This is a genomic window from Patescibacteria group bacterium, from assembly GCA_041662965.1.
Taxonomy (GTDB): Bacteria; Patescibacteriota; Patescibacteriia; order Patescibacteriales; family GWC2-42-12; genus JACPHD01.
This window is the reverse complement of sequence record JBAZRI010000004.1, coordinates 14,210-31,985: the sequence shown is the minus strand read 5'-3', so window position 1 is coordinate 31,985 and position 17,776 is coordinate 14,210. Positions and strand designations below refer to the sequence as shown.

Sequence of the window (17,776 nt, the reverse complement as noted above, 5' to 3'; positions counted from 1 at the left end):
TTATTATATAAATATTAAATTAATAACAGCAGAATTGAATTTTAGATAAATAATATGCCCTTAAATCCAACTATTTCCAAGAAAGAAGATGTAATTTTTACTCCCAACGAAAGCGCAAAAAAATTATTTCAGGTAATCTACCGAGAAAAAAATAAGCCGGAAGAAGATAATGATACGCCAAAAATAAAAGTTTCCGAGCTGATTTCCCGGCTAGCTTTTTATTATGAAAAAATCCGCAATTCGGTTGATTATAAAGAGGAATATTTATTAAGGAAAAATTCCATTTTAAGAAATTTAAAAAGGCAGGTTGTCTTAGAAGGTTCTTTAAAAACTATTAACGCCGAAGAGATTGCTAAAAATTTATTGCTGGAATTAATCAGGGCCGGTTATCTGCCGAATAATAAACTGCCGGAGACCAAAATTGGCGAAACAGCCGCAGTCATAAAAAAATATTTAAGCTTAAGGTCTTTAGGCTTGCCTGAAATTAAAGATGAAAAAGTCAGGAATAAAATCGGTAAATGGATTTTTACTTTGGCGGCGGCGGAAATTGAAGAGACGTTAAACGTTAATCCGGTGATGCAAACCGCTATCGGCAATATCTACGAATTATTGTCCGAGCATATCGCTTTGCCTGACGGCTCGATTTATAAGCCGGATCGAGAGATTCAAATATATCTTAGCATCAACCGGATTTTCATGAAATTTGACGACGACATGCTGGAATTTTTGCTGCTTAAATATTATAACGCCAACTGGACTAAGGCGGGAGATCAAGAAATAAAATTTTTAGCCAGTCGCCTGGAAGCTATGAAATCGGAAATTGACGCGCAAATGAATCATCCGCTAATCGCTCAATTAAATAAAATTATTAATCGCTACGCGGTTTATTTCACGATTTTAAATGATGTTGTTTCGGATGACCCGGTAGGGGTTTATGAAAGCTTTAAGGCCGATCCTAAGGCTTTCCCCCGCTTAGTTAAAAAGTTTACGCAAAAAAGGTATCACGAAGCCAAGGTAAAACTGCGCCGCGCCGCGGTCAGGAGTATTATCTATATATTTTTAACCAAAATGGTCTTGGCTTTTATACTTGAAGTGCCGGTTACTTTATGGATGGGTGAGATTTTAAATTATAATTCTTTGGCCATCAACATAATTTTTCCGCCTTTGTTATTATTTTTAATAGTGTTATGCACTAGGACGCCGTCGGAAGCCAATACCCAAAAAATTATTCAGGGCGTTGAAGAAATCGTCTTTATGGAAAAAGAGCGTAAAGAACCGATAGTTTTAAGGCAGTTATCAAAGCGCGGCCAAGGCGTTAGCACCACTTTTACCGTAATTTATGCCGTTACTTTTTTCATAACTTTCGGGCTGGTAATTTATTTTTTGGATAAAATTCATTTTACTTTTGTCAGCATCATAATTTTCCTTTTCTTTTTAACCTTAGTAAGCTTTTTTAGCTTAAGAATCAGGAAAGTGGCGCGCGAAATGTATATTGTTGAAAGTCGGGAAAATATTTTTTCCTTTATCACGGATTTTTTCTATGTGCCGATTATTGAAGTCGGCAAATGGCTTAATGAAAAGTTTTCCCGCATAAACTTTTTTGTTTTCGTTTTGGATTTTATTATTGAAGCGCCGTTTAAGATTTTTGTTGATATCGCCGAAGATTGGACTAAATATGTGAAAGAGAGGAAAGAAGAAATTATGTAGTGATTATTTATGGCAACTTTATATATCGTTGGCACGCCGATCGGCAATTTAGAAGATATAAGTTTAAGAGCGCTTCGCATTTTAGGCGAAGTTGATTTTATTTTATGCGAAGATACGCGCGTTACCAGGAAATTGCTGGCGCATTATAAAATTAATACGCCAACCATTTCTTATCATCAGCATTCCAGCGAAAATAAGGTGGAAGAGGTGATTAATTTATTATCCAGCGAAAAAAATTTAGCGCTAGTTTCCGACGCCGGCACACCGGGAATTTCCGACCCGGGCGGAAGATTAATCCAACGAGTTATTGAAGAATTCGGTATAGCAACAAACGAAGATGCTGTTCACCCCGTTAAATCCGGCTCTGCCGGAATTCCGCCGGAGGCGGAATTATTTAACGGGGTAAAAATAGAATCCGTGCCCGGCCCTTCGGCCGTAACCGCTTCGCTGTCAATTTCCGGCATGCCAACCGATAAATTTATTTTTATGGGTTTTCCGCCCCATAAAAAGGGCCGGCAGACTTTTATCCGGCGCATTTTAAAAAGCGATTATCCGGCGGTAGTTTATGAATCAAAGCATCGGATAGTGCATTTTCTTGAAGAATTGAAAAAAGCGGCCGAAGAAAATACGGAAATGAATAAAAAGGGCGAATTGGAAAATAAGCCGATAAATTTAACTTCAGTCGTAGTCTGCCGCGAACTTTCAAAAATGCACGAAACGGTTTATCGCGGAGAGATTAATCGGATTATTGAAAAAATAAAAGCCAGTACTAATGACCAAAAAGGGGAGTTTGTGGTGATAGTGGGAAAATAGGCATTAGAGATTAGAGTAAATTTATAAATTAGTGTCTGTATGAAAAAATTTTATATTACAACTCCTGTTTATTACGTTAATGATGTGCCGCATATCGGCCATACTTATACGACGGTGGCGGCTGATGTTTTGGCGCGCTATCATCGCGCGCTTGGCGAAGAAACTTTCTTTTTGACCGGCACGGATGAGCATGGAGCAAAAATTGAAACCAAGGCTAAAGAAATGAAGTTAGAGCCGAAGCAATACGCGGACCAAATCGCGGCCGCCTTTAAGCAGGCCTGGCAAGAATTAAATATTTCCCATGATAATTTTTTGCGCACTACTGACGCGGCGCACATGGCGGCCGCGCAAAAAGCTTTGCAGTTTATGTATGAAAAGGGCGATATTTATTTGGGAAAGTATGAAGGCTTGTATTGCCGCGGCTGCGAACAATATAAAAATGAGCGCGATTTAGTTAATGGCGAATGCCCGGACCATAAAACCGCTCCGGAAAAAATAAGCGAAGAATGTTATAATTTTAAACTTTCAAAATATCAGGACGAATTGCTAAAGCTGATAAAAAAAGATAAATTTAAAATACTGCCGGCCGGCCGCAAAAATGAAATTATCAGTTTTTACGAGAAGGAGGGACTTCAGGATATATCATTTTCCCGCAAAAACGTTAATTGGGGCATACCCATCCCTTGGGATAAATCACATACGGTTTACGTTTGGGCCGATGCTTTTTTAAATTATTTAACTGGTTTGGGCTGGAACGGCGAGGCCGGGCAGCTGCCGAAATTTTGGCCGGCGTCGGTGCAGCTTATGAGCAAAGATATTCTGCGCGTGCATTCAACCATTTGGCCGGCCATGTTATTGTCTCTGAATTTGCCTTTACCGGAAATTATCTTTGTCCACGGCCATTTTCAGGTTAACGGGCAGAAAATGAGCAAATCTTTAGGTAACGCCATCGCGCCCCGGGATTTAATAAAAAAATACGGAGTTGACGCCGCCCGCTATTTAATAATGAGCGCTACCGCCTTCGGACATGACGGCGATATCGGCTGGGAAAAATTTGACGACAAATATAATGCCGATTTGGCTAATGGCCTAGGTAATTTAACGGCGCGAGTCGCGAATTTATTAGAAATAAACAAGCTGGAATTAAAATTGAAAATCGGCAATGATAAAAAATTAATCAAAGCTTATCAGACGGAGATGCAAGATTTTAAATTTGACGAAGCGCTGAAAGTTTTATGGGAAAAGCTAAGAAACGGCGACACGGTTTTAAGCGATAAAAAACCGTGGAAATTAAAAGATCAAAAAGAAATCAAAAACATTTTAGAGCCGATTGCCCAGGATATATTAAACGTGGCTGGCTTATTAAAACCGTTTATGCCGGCTATATCAGAAAAAATTATCAAGCAATTCAGCGCTAAAGAGATTAAAAAAGGCGAGCCGTTGTTCCCAAGAATATAAATAAAATAAACAATATGCTAATTTTTGACATCGTTCTTCTGATTATTTTAGCCGGTTTTGTTTTTTACGGCTTGTTTTTCGGCTTAATCAGAACTGTTGGCTCATTATTCGCCATGGTCGGCGGCCTATGGCTAACCCTTATTTTTTATTTAGATGTTTTCGGCTGGGTAAAAAATTTATTTTTCGGCCATGAATTATCCGGTAAAATTATTACTTTTTTTATTTTATTCACTTTAATCAACCGGCTGATCGGTTTTATTTTTGTGCTTCTGGACCGAACTTTTGACCTAATTTCCATTATCCCTTTTTTAAAAACTATTAATCGGCTGGCCGGCGCAGCCTTAGGTTTTATTGAAGGCGGACTGGTTTTAGGCTTGGCTTTATTATTTATTTCTCAAACAGGCTTTAGCGGTTGGCTGGACGGTTCAAAAATGGCGCCGTTTTTAGTCAGCTACACTAAAGTCATCATGCCGCTTTTACCCGGGCTCTTAGATAGGATTAAGGGGGTAATTTAGGGTTTATGGAGCAAAATTTATATGAATAAAATTTTTAATCAAGGTAAAATTTCCAGCAGCGTCCTTTGGCTGATAATTTTTATTTTGGGAATTTTGGCCGGGCGGTCGCTAGGGATTATTTTTGAGAAAAGCGCTTTAAGCCAAAATGAAGTTAATTCCGATAACGTTCATCCCGTCAGACAGAGCGGTTATAAATTTATAAATCCGCTGTTGGAATGCGAGATTGAAATGAGTGATAAAACCAATCTGTTTTCTTTTAAAAATCATATTTTGGATTTTATTGAAGAGAAAGTTGATAAAAAAGAAATTGTAAGCGTGTCGGTTTATCTCCGTGATTTAAACAATGGCCCCTGGTCCGGGATCAACGAAAAGGAAAATTTTTATCCAGCCAGCTTGCTTAAAGTGCCGATTTTAATGGCTTATTTTAAGGAAGCGGAAAAGAATCCGCAACTATTGGAAGAAAAAATTGTTTTTAACGAACACACGGAAGGCGACGATTTGATTCAAAATTTTAATCCAGCGGAAAAAGTGGTTTTTGGCCAGAGCTATTCAGTGAGCGATTTATTAAGAAGGATGATTGTTTTTTCCGATAATAAAGCTTTGGATTTATTATTTTTAAAAATTGACAGCGCGGCTTTAGATCGCTGCTACCAAGACTTAGGCCTTTCGCTTCCTAATATCAGGACGGCTGATGATTTTATGTCAGTTAAAGAATACGCTTCTTTTTTTAGGATACTTTACAATGCTTCTTATTTAAGCAGGGATTATTCGGAAAAAGCCTTGGAGATTCTTTCCGCGAGCGATTTTAAAGATGGAATAGTCGCCGGGGTTGATAAGGACGTAAAAGTGGCGCATAAATTCGGCGAGAGGAAAATTTTGATTGGCGGACAGGAGTTTAATCAGCTGCATGATTGCGGGATTGTTTATAATCAGGCTTCCCCGTATTTGCTTTGCATTATGACTCGCGGGTCAAATTTTGAAAAAATGGTTGAGGCGATAAAAAATATTTCCCGAATAGTTTTTGAGGATATGAAAAATAAACAAAATTAAACGTTGCAGCGGATTGATAAATGGTTAAAATAATTAAATAAAAAAATGAAGAAAAGCGATATTTTTAAGATAAAAAAAGAAAAATACGTGAAAACCGTGAAGCGGGATTACCCGCCTTTTTATTCGTCTTTAATGATTGGCTCCAGCGCCGATGAAAAAATTTATCAAGACGTCATAAAAACGCCATATTCAAGAAGAGATATCGTTTGCTTGGATTATATTTGGTATTATTATAAGGCCGACGAGATAATTGGCAAAAAAATAATAGTAAAAGAATGGAATAGTAAAAAAGCGGTCGCAAGAATAAAAAAGGTATTTTCGGTAAAAGAAAAAAAACTTTTGGCTTCCGTTAATAAAGACACAAACACATTTTTTGAAGAATTTCGCAATTACATGCCGTCAATGAATTTAATTTATTTCGGTGAAATTTTTTACGATCTGGCTAAAAATATTTTAATAAAAAAAGTCGGTAAAAATAATGCGGCTGAACTTTTAAATTTAATAAGACTTCCTTTAAAAGATAATTTTTATAAAAAAGAAGAGCTCAATTTATTAACCGCCAAAAATTTAAAGAAACACGTTAAAAAATACGAGTGGATCTATTCAAGATACGGAGACGAACGAGCCTACAGCCTGGCGGAAGCCAGAGAAAAATTAAAAAATATAAATAAAGCTAAATTTTTAAAAGAATATAAAAAAAACAAGAAAAAGCTAAAAACCGCTTTGGCCGAAGCTAAAAAAATAATCGGGAAAGATAAGTCGCACATTATAGATATTATGCAGTACATAATTTTTTACCGTACCCAGCGGACTGATATTATGAATATAGCCTCTTATTTTTACATCCCAAAATTAAAAGCTGAGGCTAGACGAAGAGGGTTGACTTACAAAGAACTTCTTTTTTGCACCAAAGATGAGTTTCTTTTAGGTAAGATTCCACCAAAAGCGGAAATAAAAAAAAGAATGAAGAGCCATGTTGTGGTAGAAATAAACGGAGTTGGCGTATGCTACACCGGGAAGATTTATAATTTTTTGAAAAAAGTATTTCAAGAAGACGGCCAGCAGATTAAAGAGTTTAAAGGTTTTATTGCTTCTAGAGGTTATATAAAGGGGAGAGTTAAAATAGTATCAAGTCGAGAAGATTTTAAAAAAGTTAGGACAGGGGATATTTTGGTCTCACCCATGACCACTCCGGAAATGCTGCCGTTAATGCATAAGGCCGCGGGTTTTATTACCGACGAAGGCGGCATCACCAGCCATGCGGCCATTGTATCTCGCGAGATGAATAAGCCCTGCATAATCGGGACAAAAATTGCTACCAGTGTTTTGCATGATGGCGATTTGGTGGAGGTGGATGCGAATAAGGGTATAGTAAAAAAGTTGAAATAGTATTTTGACAATGTAAAAACCGGGTCACAGAATAAGCTTTTGGCTCATCTATGATCCCGGTTTTTGAAAAGAGCGTGGTGTGAGCCTGCATCGGCAGCTTCGTACCGTCGGTGAGAATCACCATGTACACGTCGCCTACCTTTTCCATGGATTCTCCGTCCCCGAAAACCGACGAGTAGCGGTTCGGAGTGAGCCCAAGAGCTTTAGCCACGTCACCGTGACGACGACCAGTTCCGCAGGCCACGTTCGCGAGGTTGTCCGGGAGAAGAGGACGAAGAGCCTTGATCTGCTCAAAACCTTTTTCCGTCATACTCGGGTTTGCACCCGAGAACTTGTCACCGTGTGTTACAATAATAATCTGTTTCATTTCCTACCTCCTCATTATATTGTGAAAGATGATGGCTCATCTGAACCATGCCATAAACAATTTCATGACTTATTAATATAGCATAAATTAGTAAATTTGTCAATGTTTGTGGATAATTTAATCTAATATTAGATAAATATGTCTGAAGAAAAATATTTAATTTTAAGAGACCGAGAGCTCATGCTGACACCAAACATTTGGAATGCAGAAGTCCAGACATCACCAAAATTAAAACAAATTTACGGGAAATATTTAAGATATACCTGGATTATTTTTCAAGCAGGCAGGGCAAGATCAATTTATTTGAAAAATGAATGGGAAAGAATGGGCAAGTATATCGCCGGCAGGATGATGAAAGGAAAAACATACTTTAAAAATTTGGAATATCAGGTGGCGGCGCGCAGAAAAAGAATTAAAAATTTGATAAATGAAATAAAATCAGTTAATTTTTCAAAAATTAGTTTGGATAATCTGATAAAGCAGGCCTTAAAAATCAAAAAAGTATGGACGGATTTTGAATTAGCTAATGTTTACGCTTGGCATCTGGGAGGCGATTATTATTTAGAATTATTGGGAAAGAAATTAAAAATTAGCCCAGAAGATTTGCCCGCCTTAACGATGCCCAAAGAAAAAACCCAGGTTTTGAAATTTGAAATTGATTATTTAAAAAATTTAAAAGCATTAAAAAATAAAAAATTAAAGGCCGCGGCCGCGGCCGAAAGATTAGCGGATGATTACGGCTGGCTGCCGTATAATTACGACGGACCGGTATATTGGGATAAAAAATATTTTCTTAAAAAACTGCTGAAAGAAAAAATGTCTTTGGTAAAAATCGAGAATCAGTTAAAACGGATTAATAAAAAAGATTTGGCGGAAAAAAATAACAGATTTAAATTATTAAAAAAATATGATTTTACGCCATCCGAGCTTAAACTAATTGAGGCGGCGAGAACCTTTGGCGTCTGGATTGACGAAAGAAAAAAATACGATTACCGGCTTAATTATATTTATGGTTTGATTCTTTTGGAATTAGGCGGAAGGTATAAGCTGGATTATAAGCATTTAAAATATTTATTCATTGATGAGCTGCCGTTGGCTAAAGACCGCGAGTTGGTTTTTAAATTGGCAGAAGAGAGAATAAAAAAGCAATTTATCGTAAAATACGATTCAGGTAAACGCCGGTTAATGAAATTAAAAGAAACAAAAATTTTTCTTAAAGATTTAAGCAAGCGATTTAAACCGGCCGAAATCAAGGGCCAAGTTGCCTGTCGCGGCAATAAAAAAATTTATCGCGGAGTCGTTAAAGTGCTGGTGTCGGGGAAAGAAGCCGGAAAGGTAAAAAACCGAGACTTTCTGGCGACTGCCATGACCACGCCCGATTATATTCAGGCCATGAAAAAAGCCATTGGCTTTATAACGGATGAAGGAGGAGTAACCTGCCATGCGGCCATTATTTCCCGCGAGATGAATAAACCCTGTATAATTGGTACCAAAATCGCTACTAAAATTTTGCATGACGGCGATTTAGTGGAAGTTGATGCGGATAAGGGGATTGTAAAGATAATAAAATAATAAATAACATGTTTACCAAAATTTTTAAACAACTTTCTTATAAAGACGCGGGCGAGGCTGGAGGTAAGGGAGCTAACTTAGGGGAGATGACAAAAACCAAAATGCCTGTTCCGCCCGGGTTTGTGGTTTTAGCCGCGGCTTTCGATCGGTTTTTAGAAGAAACCGACTTAGGCGTTGACGTAGCGGCGATTTTAAAGAAAGTAAATTATAAAGATATAAATTCGGTAGATAAGGCGTCAAATGTTATCCGCGGTTTAATCCATGATCAGGCTATGCCGGACGACATAAAAAAAGAAATTTTAGCGGAATATTATAAATTAAGAGGAAAACCTCACCCCCGCCCTCTCCTTAGCAAAGAGAGGGAGTTCTTCGTGGCCGTGCGCTCGTCGGCTACGGCCGAAGATTCGTCCGTGGCTTCCTGGGCCGGAGAATTAGAAACTTATTTAGATACAACCAAAAAAGATTTAATAGAAAATGTTAAAAAATGTTGGTCATCGCTTTTTACGCCGCGAGCGATTTTTTATCGTCATGAAAAAAAATTATTAAAAACCAAAGTTAGCGTAGCCGTGGTTATCCAACATATGATAGAGTCGGAAATTTCCGGCATCGCTTTTACCGTGCACCCGGTGACCAAAGATAAAAATCAGATGATTATTGAAGCCGGCTGGGGGCTAGGCGAAGCCATAGTGTCAGGCCAAATAACACCGGACGCCTATGTTATTGACAAACAAAATTTATCAATAATGGATATAAATATTGCTAAGCAGAAAATAATGATAATTAGAAAAACCGGCGGTGGAATTAAGCGCGCGGTTGTGCCAAAAGCTAAACAGGAAAAACAAAAACTAAATGGCAAACAGATTATTGAATTAACTAAAATTTGTGCTAATATAGAGAAGCATTATAAAAAGCCGCAAGATATAGAATGGGCTTTTGCTCGCGGTAAATTTTATATTACTCAATCCAGGCCGATAACGACGCTATAAATATTAATTTATGAAACAAAAAACTTGCTTAATCGGCGGCAGCGGCTTAATGTCGTCGGATTTATTTAACGATTTTAAGCCGGTAAAAATAAAAAATAAATACGGGCGGGCGGTTATTTACCGCCGCGAAGAAGTTTTTTTTATTCAGCGGCATCAGGGGAATTTACCGCCGCAGCGGATTAATTTCAAAGCATACTTTAAGGCTTTGGCCGATTACGGCGTTAAAAAAATTATTTCTTTCAACTCGGCCGGCAGTTTGAAAAAAAGCGTAAAAGCGCCCGGATTTTTAATACCCCATGACTTTATCAGTTTAAACGGCAATCAGACTTTTTTTAACGATAAAATCGTCCACACCACGCCGGTTTTTTCTCAAGAATTAAGAGAGTTGTTAATAAAAATTTGCGGACAGATAAATTTGCCTATTTATAAAAAAGGAGTGTATTTACAGGCGGCCGGGCCGAGGTTTGAAACCGCGGCTGAAATAAAAATGTTTTCTAAATTCGCCGACGTGGTCGGCATGACCTTAGCTTCAGAGGTTATTTTAGCCGCGGAAATCGGCTTGCCAATCGCCGCCGTTAGTTCAATTGATAATTACGCGAACGGCGTTTCCGGGCATCTAGATTATAAAACCGGCGCGCTGAACAATTTAAAAACAGTTGAAAGTATAGTGAAAAAATTATTATAAAATTATAAGGAAATGCCGCGCCCGCTAACGCCTAAGCGTAGCGATGGCGGGCGGGGATTCCCGCCTGCCTACCGGATAGGCAGGCCTACGCGGGAATGACAAGTATATAACATGCAAAGTATAAAAATAGATGTAAATAAAATTGTTCAGGAGGAGATAAGCTTGATTGCGGATTATTTAAAGCGCGGGCAAGTATTAGCGTATCCGACCGATACGATTTATGGGCTAGGTTGCGACGCGCTAAACGCCGAAGCCATAAAAAGAATAAATAAAATTAAGGGCGAGAAAAGAGCTAAGCCATTGCTTATTTTAATTAGCGATTTTGAGATGCTAAAAAAATATTGCTTTGTGAATTTAGAGCAGATGGAATATTTAAAGGATATTTGGGAAAGACCTCACCCTAGCTTCTCCTTAGCAAGGAGAGGAGTTTTAGGGCCGGTTACCGTAATTTTAAAAAGACGGCCGAATTTACCGGTTGAATTAACCGGCGGCTTAAACAGCATCGGCGTCAGATTGCCAGATAATGATTTTTTGATTAAAATAATCAATGGGGTCGGCCTGCCGATTGTCTCTACCAGTCTAAATAAAAAAGGAGAAAAGCCGCTGACCAATGTAAAAAATCTAGATAAGCATTTTAAATATTTCCCGGATTTAGTAATTGACGCCGGAGAATGCAAAAGAACCAAGCCGTCAAGGCTAGTAGATATTAGGGATATTAAAAATATAAAAGTTTTGAGAAAATAATAAAATCCCCCCTAACCCCCTTTGTTAAAGGGGGTAATAAATATGTTAATCGATACCCACGCGCATATAAATTTTAACGCCTTTAAAGACGACGCCGACGAGGTGATACGCCGCTCTTTAGCTAATGATACTTTTATGATTTTAGTCGGCGCGGAAACAAAAACTTCCAAGCGCGCTTTAGAGTACGCCAATAAATACGAGAAGGGTGTTTATGCCGCGGTCGGATTGCACCCTATGCATACGCACGAGCAGGAAGCCCGAGGAGATGATTATGATTTTACTACGCGCGAGGAAGAATTCAGCTATGACGTTTATGAAAAATTAGCGCAGTTTAAAAAAGTGGTGGCCGTAGGCGAAATCGGTTTGGATTATTATCATGTTGACGTAAAATCCGATCTGGCCGCGGTTAAGCAGAAGCAAAAAGAAGTTTTTTTGCGCCAGCTTGAATTAGCCGATAATTTAAAATTGCCGGTTATCATCCACTGCCGCCAGGCGCATGATGATATGCTGGAAATTTTAAAAACTTTTAAAAAGGACCATAAAGCCAGCCTGCCTAAAGATAAGGCTTGGGGCGTAATGCATTGTTTCTCCGGCGACGAAGAATTGGCTTGGCAATATTTTAGCTTAGGCTTAAATATTTCTTTTACCGGGCTGATAACTTTTTCCGCCAAATGGGATGATTTAATCCGGCGCATACCTAATGATAAATTTATGGTTGAAACCGACTGCCCTTTTATGACGCCGGAGCCGTTTCGCGGCCAGCGCAATGAGCCATTGTTAGTTAAAAAAGTGGCGGAAAGAATCGCGGAGATTAAGAATTTAAGCTTTGAAAGAATAGCTGAAATTAGCACAAATAACGCTAGAAAAATTTTTAATATTTAGCCTATAGCCAGATTTTTAACCGGGTTGGCCTCGTTAAATAAATTCGCGAACGAATTTTCGCAAAAGCGGATTTCGCGGGGTTGACTATTTTTCAATTTTGCTGTATAAAATAAGTGGGCAACTGTTTATAAATAGAAAAAATTCAAGGACGGCATCGCCCTTGAATATTTTCTAGAATTTTTAAAAACTTTTTCAAAAAAAGTTTTTAATATTTTCAAAAAATATAATGTATCAAGTTAAAATTTAATAGCGAGCCAAGCTCTTCGGCCATTAAATTTTAACTTGATAAAGCAAATATGGCGGAGGAGACAAATCCGGAAAAGCCAGCCGGGAGAAAATTAAGCCAAGCGGCCTGGTGGCAGCCGGCGGTAATGATAGTTTCCAGATTATCGGTTTGGATAGCCGCGCCGATAATTATCGCCCTGTATCTTGGCAAATGGCTTGATAAGAAATATGACAGCGCGCCCAAACTGCTATTACTTTGCATCGGCATCGCTTTTATCGCCTCAATGGCCGGTTTGATAAAAAATACCATCGCCGAGTATAAAAAAATCAGCGAGTTAGGTAAAAGCGGAGAGTCGGATAAAAATAAATAATTAAATAAATTTATCTAAAATTTTGGATATAAAAACCCAATTTTTTTGTTTTATTATCTTATGATATTGCCGCCAGCGGCCGCTGAAACTGAAATTCAGGCAACGCCTTCCGAGATTTACCCCGTTAAATCCGGCGAAGCCGGAGCTCACAGCAGCGAACAATTTAACGAGATAAAGACGGAGAGCACTTTATTCTCCGAGCAGATTTTTAAATTCCATAATTTCCCCATAACCAATTCTCTGCTTAATACTTGGCTGGTAGTTTTATTGGTGGTTATTTTCGGCTTATTTTTAAGATCAAGAATCAAGCTTGTGCCCAAAGGCGTTCAGAACGCGGTGGAGGCGGTTATAGAAATGCTTTTAGACATATTTGATTCGGTAACCGGTTCGCGGCCGAAGACTTTAAAATATTTTCCTTTTGTCTTAAGTTTTTTCGTTTTTATTTTATTGAATAATTGGCTCGGTCTTTTGCCCGGTGTCGGTTCAATCGGGCAAGTAGCGGCCGAACATGGCGAAAAAGTTTTTATTCCTTTTTTCCGCGGCGGCACGGCTGATTTAAATACCACTTTAGCCCTAGCCATTATCGGCGTGGTTTTCAGCCATATTTTTTCCGTAATCGCTTTAGGCTTTTGGAAATATATAAATAAATTCATAAATATCAAAGCCCTGCTGGAAATACCCAAGAAAGTCATTAAGGATCCGGCGATTATTTTCGTCAACCCGATTAAAGTATTCGTCGGCTTGATAGAAATCGTCGGCGAAGCGGCCAAAGTCGCCAGCCTGTCCTTTCGTCTTTTCGGCAATATTTTCGCCGGCGAAGTATTGCTCGCCTCCATGTCGGCCTTATTGGCTTTCGGTTTGCCCATTCCCTTTATGTTTTTAGAAATAATCGTCGGCTTAGTCCAAGCTTTTATTTTCGCGGTTTTGATTTTAGCATATTTATCTATGAACACGGTAGAAGAGGAGCATTAGACAATATTAGAGTATAGGCTGCGACATTTGATAGTTGGCCTGAATTTAAAAAATTTTCTACTGCGGAACTCGCTTCGCTGCCGCGAAGCTCAAACAGTCCTCGCACGAAAATTTTACAAATTCAGGCCAACTAATAGTTAAATTATAAATAATTTAAAAGTAATATCGTTACGTTTAAGGCGTTGCGAGTTACGAGAATAAATCTATGGACACAGTAATGTTAGCTAAGGCTTTAGCCATCGGCATCGGTTCAATCGCGCCGGCTTTAAGCATCGGCATGATCGGAGCCAAGGCCATGGAAGCCATCGGCCGCAACCCGGAAGCAGCCGGTAAGATTTTAGTCCCCATGCTTTTGGCCGCCGCTTTCGCTGAAGCGGTTGCCATTTATGCCCTGGTCATTGCCTTTAGCATTAAGTAATTTTAGTGGTTTTACGGACTGCTCCGGCTAAATTAATCGGGGCAGTGGTGAAATTATTAATTGTATAAACATAATATATATGGAAAATTTGATAGAAACATTCCACATTGACGTTAAATTGATAATCGCGCAGATGGTTAATTTTGCCATTGTGTTCGCGGTTTTGTATTGGTTTGCTTTTAAGCCCATAGCCCGCGTTATGGCCGAGAGAACGGCTAAAATTGAAAAAGGGCTTTTAGACGCGAAAAAAGTTGAAGAAAAATTAAGCGAGACGCAGGCGGAATTCAATAAAGCCATGGTTCTAGCCAAGCAGCAAGCCAATATTATTTTAGAGAAAGCCGCGGTTGACGCCGACGCGCGTAAACAGGAGATGATCGCGCGCGCCAAAGAAGAAATCGGGGCGATTATCAACCAGGAAAAACAGAAAATGCAGACAGAAAAAGAAATTACTTTAAAAGAAATAAAGAAAGAAGCGGCGGATTTGGTTATTGCGGCGGTGGAGAAGATTTTAGGCGAAAAAATTGATGAAAAAAAAGATAGGGAAATGATTAAAAAAATGATAAGGTAAATATGAGAATAAAGCCGAAACAATTAGCTTTAAGCTTATACGAATCAGTGGACGGAAAATCGCCCAGCCAGGTTAAGGCGGTTATTGCCAAATTCATTGAACTTTTAGCCGAGAAAAATATGCTGGCTAAAGAGGATAAGATTATAGCCCAGTTTATAAAAATTTGGAATGAAAAACGCGGCATCATAGAAGCCGAAGCCGCGGGCGCCAATAAGCTGGACAAAGCGAATATTAAATTATTAGAAAATTATATCATTAAACTTTCCGGCGCCAAGGAAGTTTTAATAAGCGAAAAAATTGATAAGAATATTTTAGGCGGAGTGATAGTGAGATATGGCGATAAGATAATTGACGGGAGCCTGAAAACGCAGTTAGAGGAATTAAAAAGTAAATTAGTTAAATAATTTTCAATTTTCAATTTTCAATTTTCAAACAATTTTTAATGAATTAATTTTCAATTGTTTAGAAATTAGAAATTAAAATTAGAAATTCTAAATATTATGAGTTCTACCAAAGATTTTATCGTTGAGCAGCTTAAAGAGCAGATTTCCGGCTTTAAGGCCGGGATTAAGCATGAAACCGTCGGCCGGGTGATTGAAATCGGCGACGGCATAGCTCGCGTTGAAGGCATTTCCGAAGCCATGATGTCGGAGATGTTGGAATTTTCCCCCTCCGCTAAAGCTACGGGGGACAAAAAAACAGCCAGCGGCTCTGTCTACGGCATGGCCCTGAATTTGGAAGAAGACCGCGTGGGCGCGATTATTTTGGGCGATTATCTCGGCATTAAAGAAGGCGATGAAGTTAAATGCTTAAATAAAATTTTAGAGGTGCCGGTTGGCAATGGCATAATCGGCCGCGTAGTTAATCCTTTAGGCGCGCCGCTGGACGGCAAAGGCGAGATTCAAGCGGATAAATTTTATCCGGTGGAAAAAATCGCTCCGGGCGTAATTACCCGCGAATCGGTCAGACAGCCGGTGCAAACCGGCATTAAAGCCATTGACGCGATTATTCCGATCGGCCGCGGCCAAAGGGAGTTGATTATCGGCGACCGCCAGATCGGCAAGAGCGCTATCGCCATTGACGCCATCATCAACCAAAAAGGCCAGAATATGAAATGTATTTATGTGGCCATTGGACAGAAAGAATCTAAAGTGGCGGGCATTGTGGCTAAGCTTGAGCAAGCCGGCGCGCTAGCTTATACTACCGTGGTTTTAGCCGGCGCCAGCGACCCGGCGTCACTTTTGTATATCGCGCCTTACGCCGGCTGCGCCATGGCCGAATACTTTTTAGATAAAGGCGAGGATGTTTTAATAGTTTATGATGATTTATCAAAGCACGCGGTGGCTTATCGGGAAATTTCTCTGCTACTGCGCCGTCCGCCAGGAAGAGAAGCTTATCCGGGCGACGTTTTTTATCTGCATTCTCGGCTTTTAGAGCGCGCCTGCAAGCTAAATCAAGAATACGGCGGCGGCTCAATCACGGCTTTGCCGATTATTGAAACTCAATCCGGCGATATGTCGGCTTATATTCCGACCAACGTTATTTCCATAACCGACGGCCAAATTTATTTAATGCCCGAGCTGTTTTATCAAGGCAGCCGTCCGGCTATTGACGCCGGCCTATCGGTTTCCCGCGTCGGTTCAAGCGCCCAGATTAAAGCCATGAAGAAAGTAGCCGGAAAAATGAAATTAGAAGCCGCCCAGTTTAGAGAATTAGCCGCTTTCGCCCAATTCGGTTCGGAGCTGGATAAAGATACTAAGGCGAAGCTGGAACGCGGCAAAAGGCTGCAGGAAATATTCAAGCAAGACCAGTATTCGCCGGTCTCTGTAGCCAACCAGATTTTAATTTTTTTCGCCCTGATTAACGGCTTAACCGATGACGTGCCGGTAGAAAAAATTTCCGACTTTGAGGCCGGCTTGTATAAATACGCGGCCAGCTCTGGGGCAAAGATTTTAAAAGATATTTCTGAAAAGAAAGACTTAGATGAAAAATTAGAAGCGGAGATGAAGAGCTTAATTATGGATTATAAAAATAATTTGGATTATTTGATAAAATAATATGCCATCAGGCCGAGATATAAAAAACAGAATAAAATCCATCGGCAATACCAAAAAAATCACCAAGGCCATGGAAATGGTGGCGGCGTCAAAAATGCGCAAAGCCATTGAAGCCGTGCTGCGTACCAGGACTTACGCTAATTTAAGCTGGCTGACGGTTTTGAATTTGTCCCGGTCGGCAAACAGCAATAATCAGCCGCTGCACCAGCTTTTAACTCCAAGGAAAGAAATCAAGAAAGTCGGCATTATTTTAATTACTTCCAACCGCGGGCTGTGCGGTGGTTTTAACGCGGCGATTATCAATAAAGTGCACGAGTCAATTAAAAAATATCAAACCATGGGCGAGCAGACGATAATAGAAGCGGAATTTATTTTAGTCGGTAAAAAGGGCGCGGCCATCAGCCGCCACGGCCAAACGATTACGGCTGATTTCCCCAAGCTTGATTTAGCCAGCGAGGTCAACGAAATCGTGCCGGTAGCCAATTTAGTTATCGGCGAATATTTAAGCGGCCAGTATGATAAAGTTATGGTGGCTTATACGGATTTTGTCAGCTCGTCAAAGCAAATTCCCAGAGTTAAGCAAATTTTGCCCATAGAAATTGATAAAATTGACGATGCTTTGGGCATAGTTGGCGAAGACACCAGGCTTGGCTTGGATAAAGAATTCGTAGAACAGAAGGAAAAGAAATATTTGCAAAGCGGACAATTTAATTATGAATATGTTTTTGAACCCAGCCCGGAAGAAGTTTTGGACCAGATGCTGCCCCGTTTGATTGAAATCCAGCTTTATCAGGCGCTCTTAGAGTCTAACGCCTCCGAACATTCGGCGCGCATGGCGGCCATGCATCAGGCCACGGACGCGGCCGGGGACATGGTGAATGAATTGACCTTATCATACAATAAAGCCAGACAAGCCAGCATTACGGCGGAAATAGCGGAAATTAGCGCGGGAGCGAATGCTTTAGCGGAATAAATAATTTATAATTCAAACTTAAAT

The 17,776-nt window shown here is 39.6% G+C and carries 19 protein-coding genes; 18 read left to right on the top strand and 1 reads right to left on the bottom strand.

Annotated features, from left to right (window positions below; translation table 11 throughout):
• Positions 1-54: 54 nt before the first annotated feature.
• The 6 genes from WC639_03050 to WC639_03025 are packed head-to-tail and all read left to right on the top strand — an operon-like array spanning position 55 to position 6,932.
• Entirely contained in the window at positions 55-1,707 is a 1,653-nt protein-coding gene (locus WC639_03050; protein ID MFA6306755.1) for a hypothetical protein, read from the top strand.
• Between the two features lie 9 nt (positions 1,708-1,716).
• On the top strand, positions 1,717-2,520 hold the full coding sequence (locus tag WC639_03045; GenBank protein MFA6306754.1) for a ribosomal RNA small subunit methyltransferase I: 804 nt from the start codon (positions 1,717-1,719) through the stop codon (positions 2,518-2,520).
• Positions 2,521-2,559: 39 nt separating this feature from the next.
• Positions 2,560-3,978, top strand: a complete 1,419-nt coding sequence (locus WC639_03040) for a class I tRNA ligase family protein (protein MFA6306753.1) — start codon at positions 2,560-2,562, stop codon at positions 3,976-3,978.
• Positions 3,979-3,992: 14 nt separating this feature from the next.
• Positions 3,993-4,493 carry a CvpA family protein gene (locus WC639_03035; GenBank protein MFA6306752.1) on the top strand — a complete coding sequence of 167 codons (501 nt, stop codon included), beginning with the start codon at positions 3,993-3,995 and terminating at the stop codon, positions 4,491-4,493.
• Between the two features lie 21 nt (positions 4,494-4,514).
• The gene (locus WC639_03030; GenBank protein ID MFA6306751.1) at positions 4,515-5,543 is read left to right on the top strand and encodes a serine hydrolase; all 1,029 of its coding nucleotides are present in this window, start codon (positions 4,515-4,517) and stop codon (positions 5,541-5,543) included.
• A 45-nt stretch (positions 5,544-5,588) separates the two neighbouring features.
• Positions 5,589-6,932, top strand: a complete 1,344-nt coding sequence (locus WC639_03025) for a PEP-utilizing enzyme (GenBank protein MFA6306750.1) — start codon at positions 5,589-5,591, stop codon at positions 6,930-6,932.
• Here WC639_03025 and WC639_03020 read toward each other — a convergent pair.
• On the bottom strand, positions 6,859-7,299 hold the full coding sequence (locus WC639_03020) for a hypothetical protein (protein MFA6306749.1): 441 nt from the start codon (positions 7,297-7,299) through the stop codon (positions 6,859-6,861). The genes WC639_03025 and WC639_03020 overlap by 74 nt on opposite strands.
• A gap of 138 nt (positions 7,300-7,437) precedes the next feature.
• Between WC639_03020 and WC639_03015 the strand changes: the two genes are divergently transcribed.
• From WC639_03015 to atpG, 12 genes are all read left to right on the top strand, one after another.
• Positions 7,438-8,871 carry a PEP-utilizing enzyme gene (locus WC639_03015; GenBank protein MFA6306748.1) on the top strand — a complete coding sequence of 478 codons (1,434 nt, stop codon included), beginning with the start codon at positions 7,438-7,440 and terminating at the stop codon, positions 8,869-8,871.
• Positions 8,872-8,879: 8 nt separating this feature from the next.
• Positions 8,880-9,857 carry a PEP/pyruvate-binding domain-containing protein gene (locus tag WC639_03010; protein ID MFA6306747.1) on the top strand — a complete coding sequence of 326 codons (978 nt, stop codon included), beginning with the start codon at positions 8,880-8,882 and terminating at the stop codon, positions 9,855-9,857.
• 10 nt (positions 9,858-9,867) lie between these two features.
• Entirely contained in the window at positions 9,868-10,542 is a 675-nt protein-coding gene (locus WC639_03005; protein ID MFA6306746.1) for an MTAP family purine nucleoside phosphorylase, read from the top strand.
• Positions 10,543-10,653: 111 nt separating this feature from the next.
• On the top strand, positions 10,654-11,286 hold the full coding sequence (locus WC639_03000; protein ID MFA6306745.1) for an L-threonylcarbamoyladenylate synthase: 633 nt from the start codon (positions 10,654-10,656) through the stop codon (positions 11,284-11,286).
• Positions 11,287-11,328: 42 nt separating this feature from the next.
• On the top strand, positions 11,329-12,168 hold the full coding sequence (locus WC639_02995) for a TatD family hydrolase (GenBank protein ID MFA6306744.1): 840 nt from the start codon (positions 11,329-11,331) through the stop codon (positions 12,166-12,168).
• Positions 12,169-12,464: 296 nt separating this feature from the next.
• Entirely contained in the window at positions 12,465-12,764 is a 300-nt protein-coding gene (locus WC639_02990) for an AtpZ/AtpI family protein (GenBank protein ID MFA6306743.1), read from the top strand.
• A 60-nt stretch (positions 12,765-12,824) separates the two neighbouring features.
• Entirely contained in the window at positions 12,825-13,736 is a 912-nt protein-coding gene (gene atpB / locus WC639_02985; protein MFA6306742.1) for a F0F1 ATP synthase subunit A, read from the top strand.
• Positions 13,737-13,941: 205 nt separating this feature from the next.
• Positions 13,942-14,154, top strand: coding sequence for an ATP synthase F0 subunit C (locus WC639_02980; protein ID MFA6306741.1), 213 nt, complete (start codon positions 13,942-13,944; stop codon positions 14,152-14,154).
• A 79-nt stretch (positions 14,155-14,233) separates the two neighbouring features.
• Positions 14,234-14,722 (top strand): F0F1 ATP synthase subunit B, encoded by a 489-nt coding sequence (gene atpF / locus WC639_02975; protein MFA6306740.1) that lies wholly within the window; start codon positions 14,234-14,236, stop codon positions 14,720-14,722.
• 2 nt (positions 14,723-14,724) lie between these two features.
• On the top strand, positions 14,725-15,126 hold the full coding sequence (gene atpH, locus WC639_02970) for an ATP synthase F1 subunit delta (protein MFA6306739.1): 402 nt from the start codon (positions 14,725-14,727) through the stop codon (positions 15,124-15,126).
• Between the two features lie 96 nt (positions 15,127-15,222).
• The gene (atpA, locus tag WC639_02965; GenBank protein MFA6306738.1) at positions 15,223-16,779 is read left to right on the top strand and encodes a F0F1 ATP synthase subunit alpha; all 1,557 of its coding nucleotides are present in this window, start codon (positions 15,223-15,225) and stop codon (positions 16,777-16,779) included.
• A 1-nt stretch (position 16,780) separates the two neighbouring features.
• Positions 16,781-17,752, top strand: coding sequence for an ATP synthase F1 subunit gamma (atpG, locus tag WC639_02960; GenBank protein MFA6306737.1), 972 nt, complete (start codon positions 16,781-16,783; stop codon positions 17,750-17,752).
• Positions 17,753-17,776: the final 24 nt, after the last annotated feature.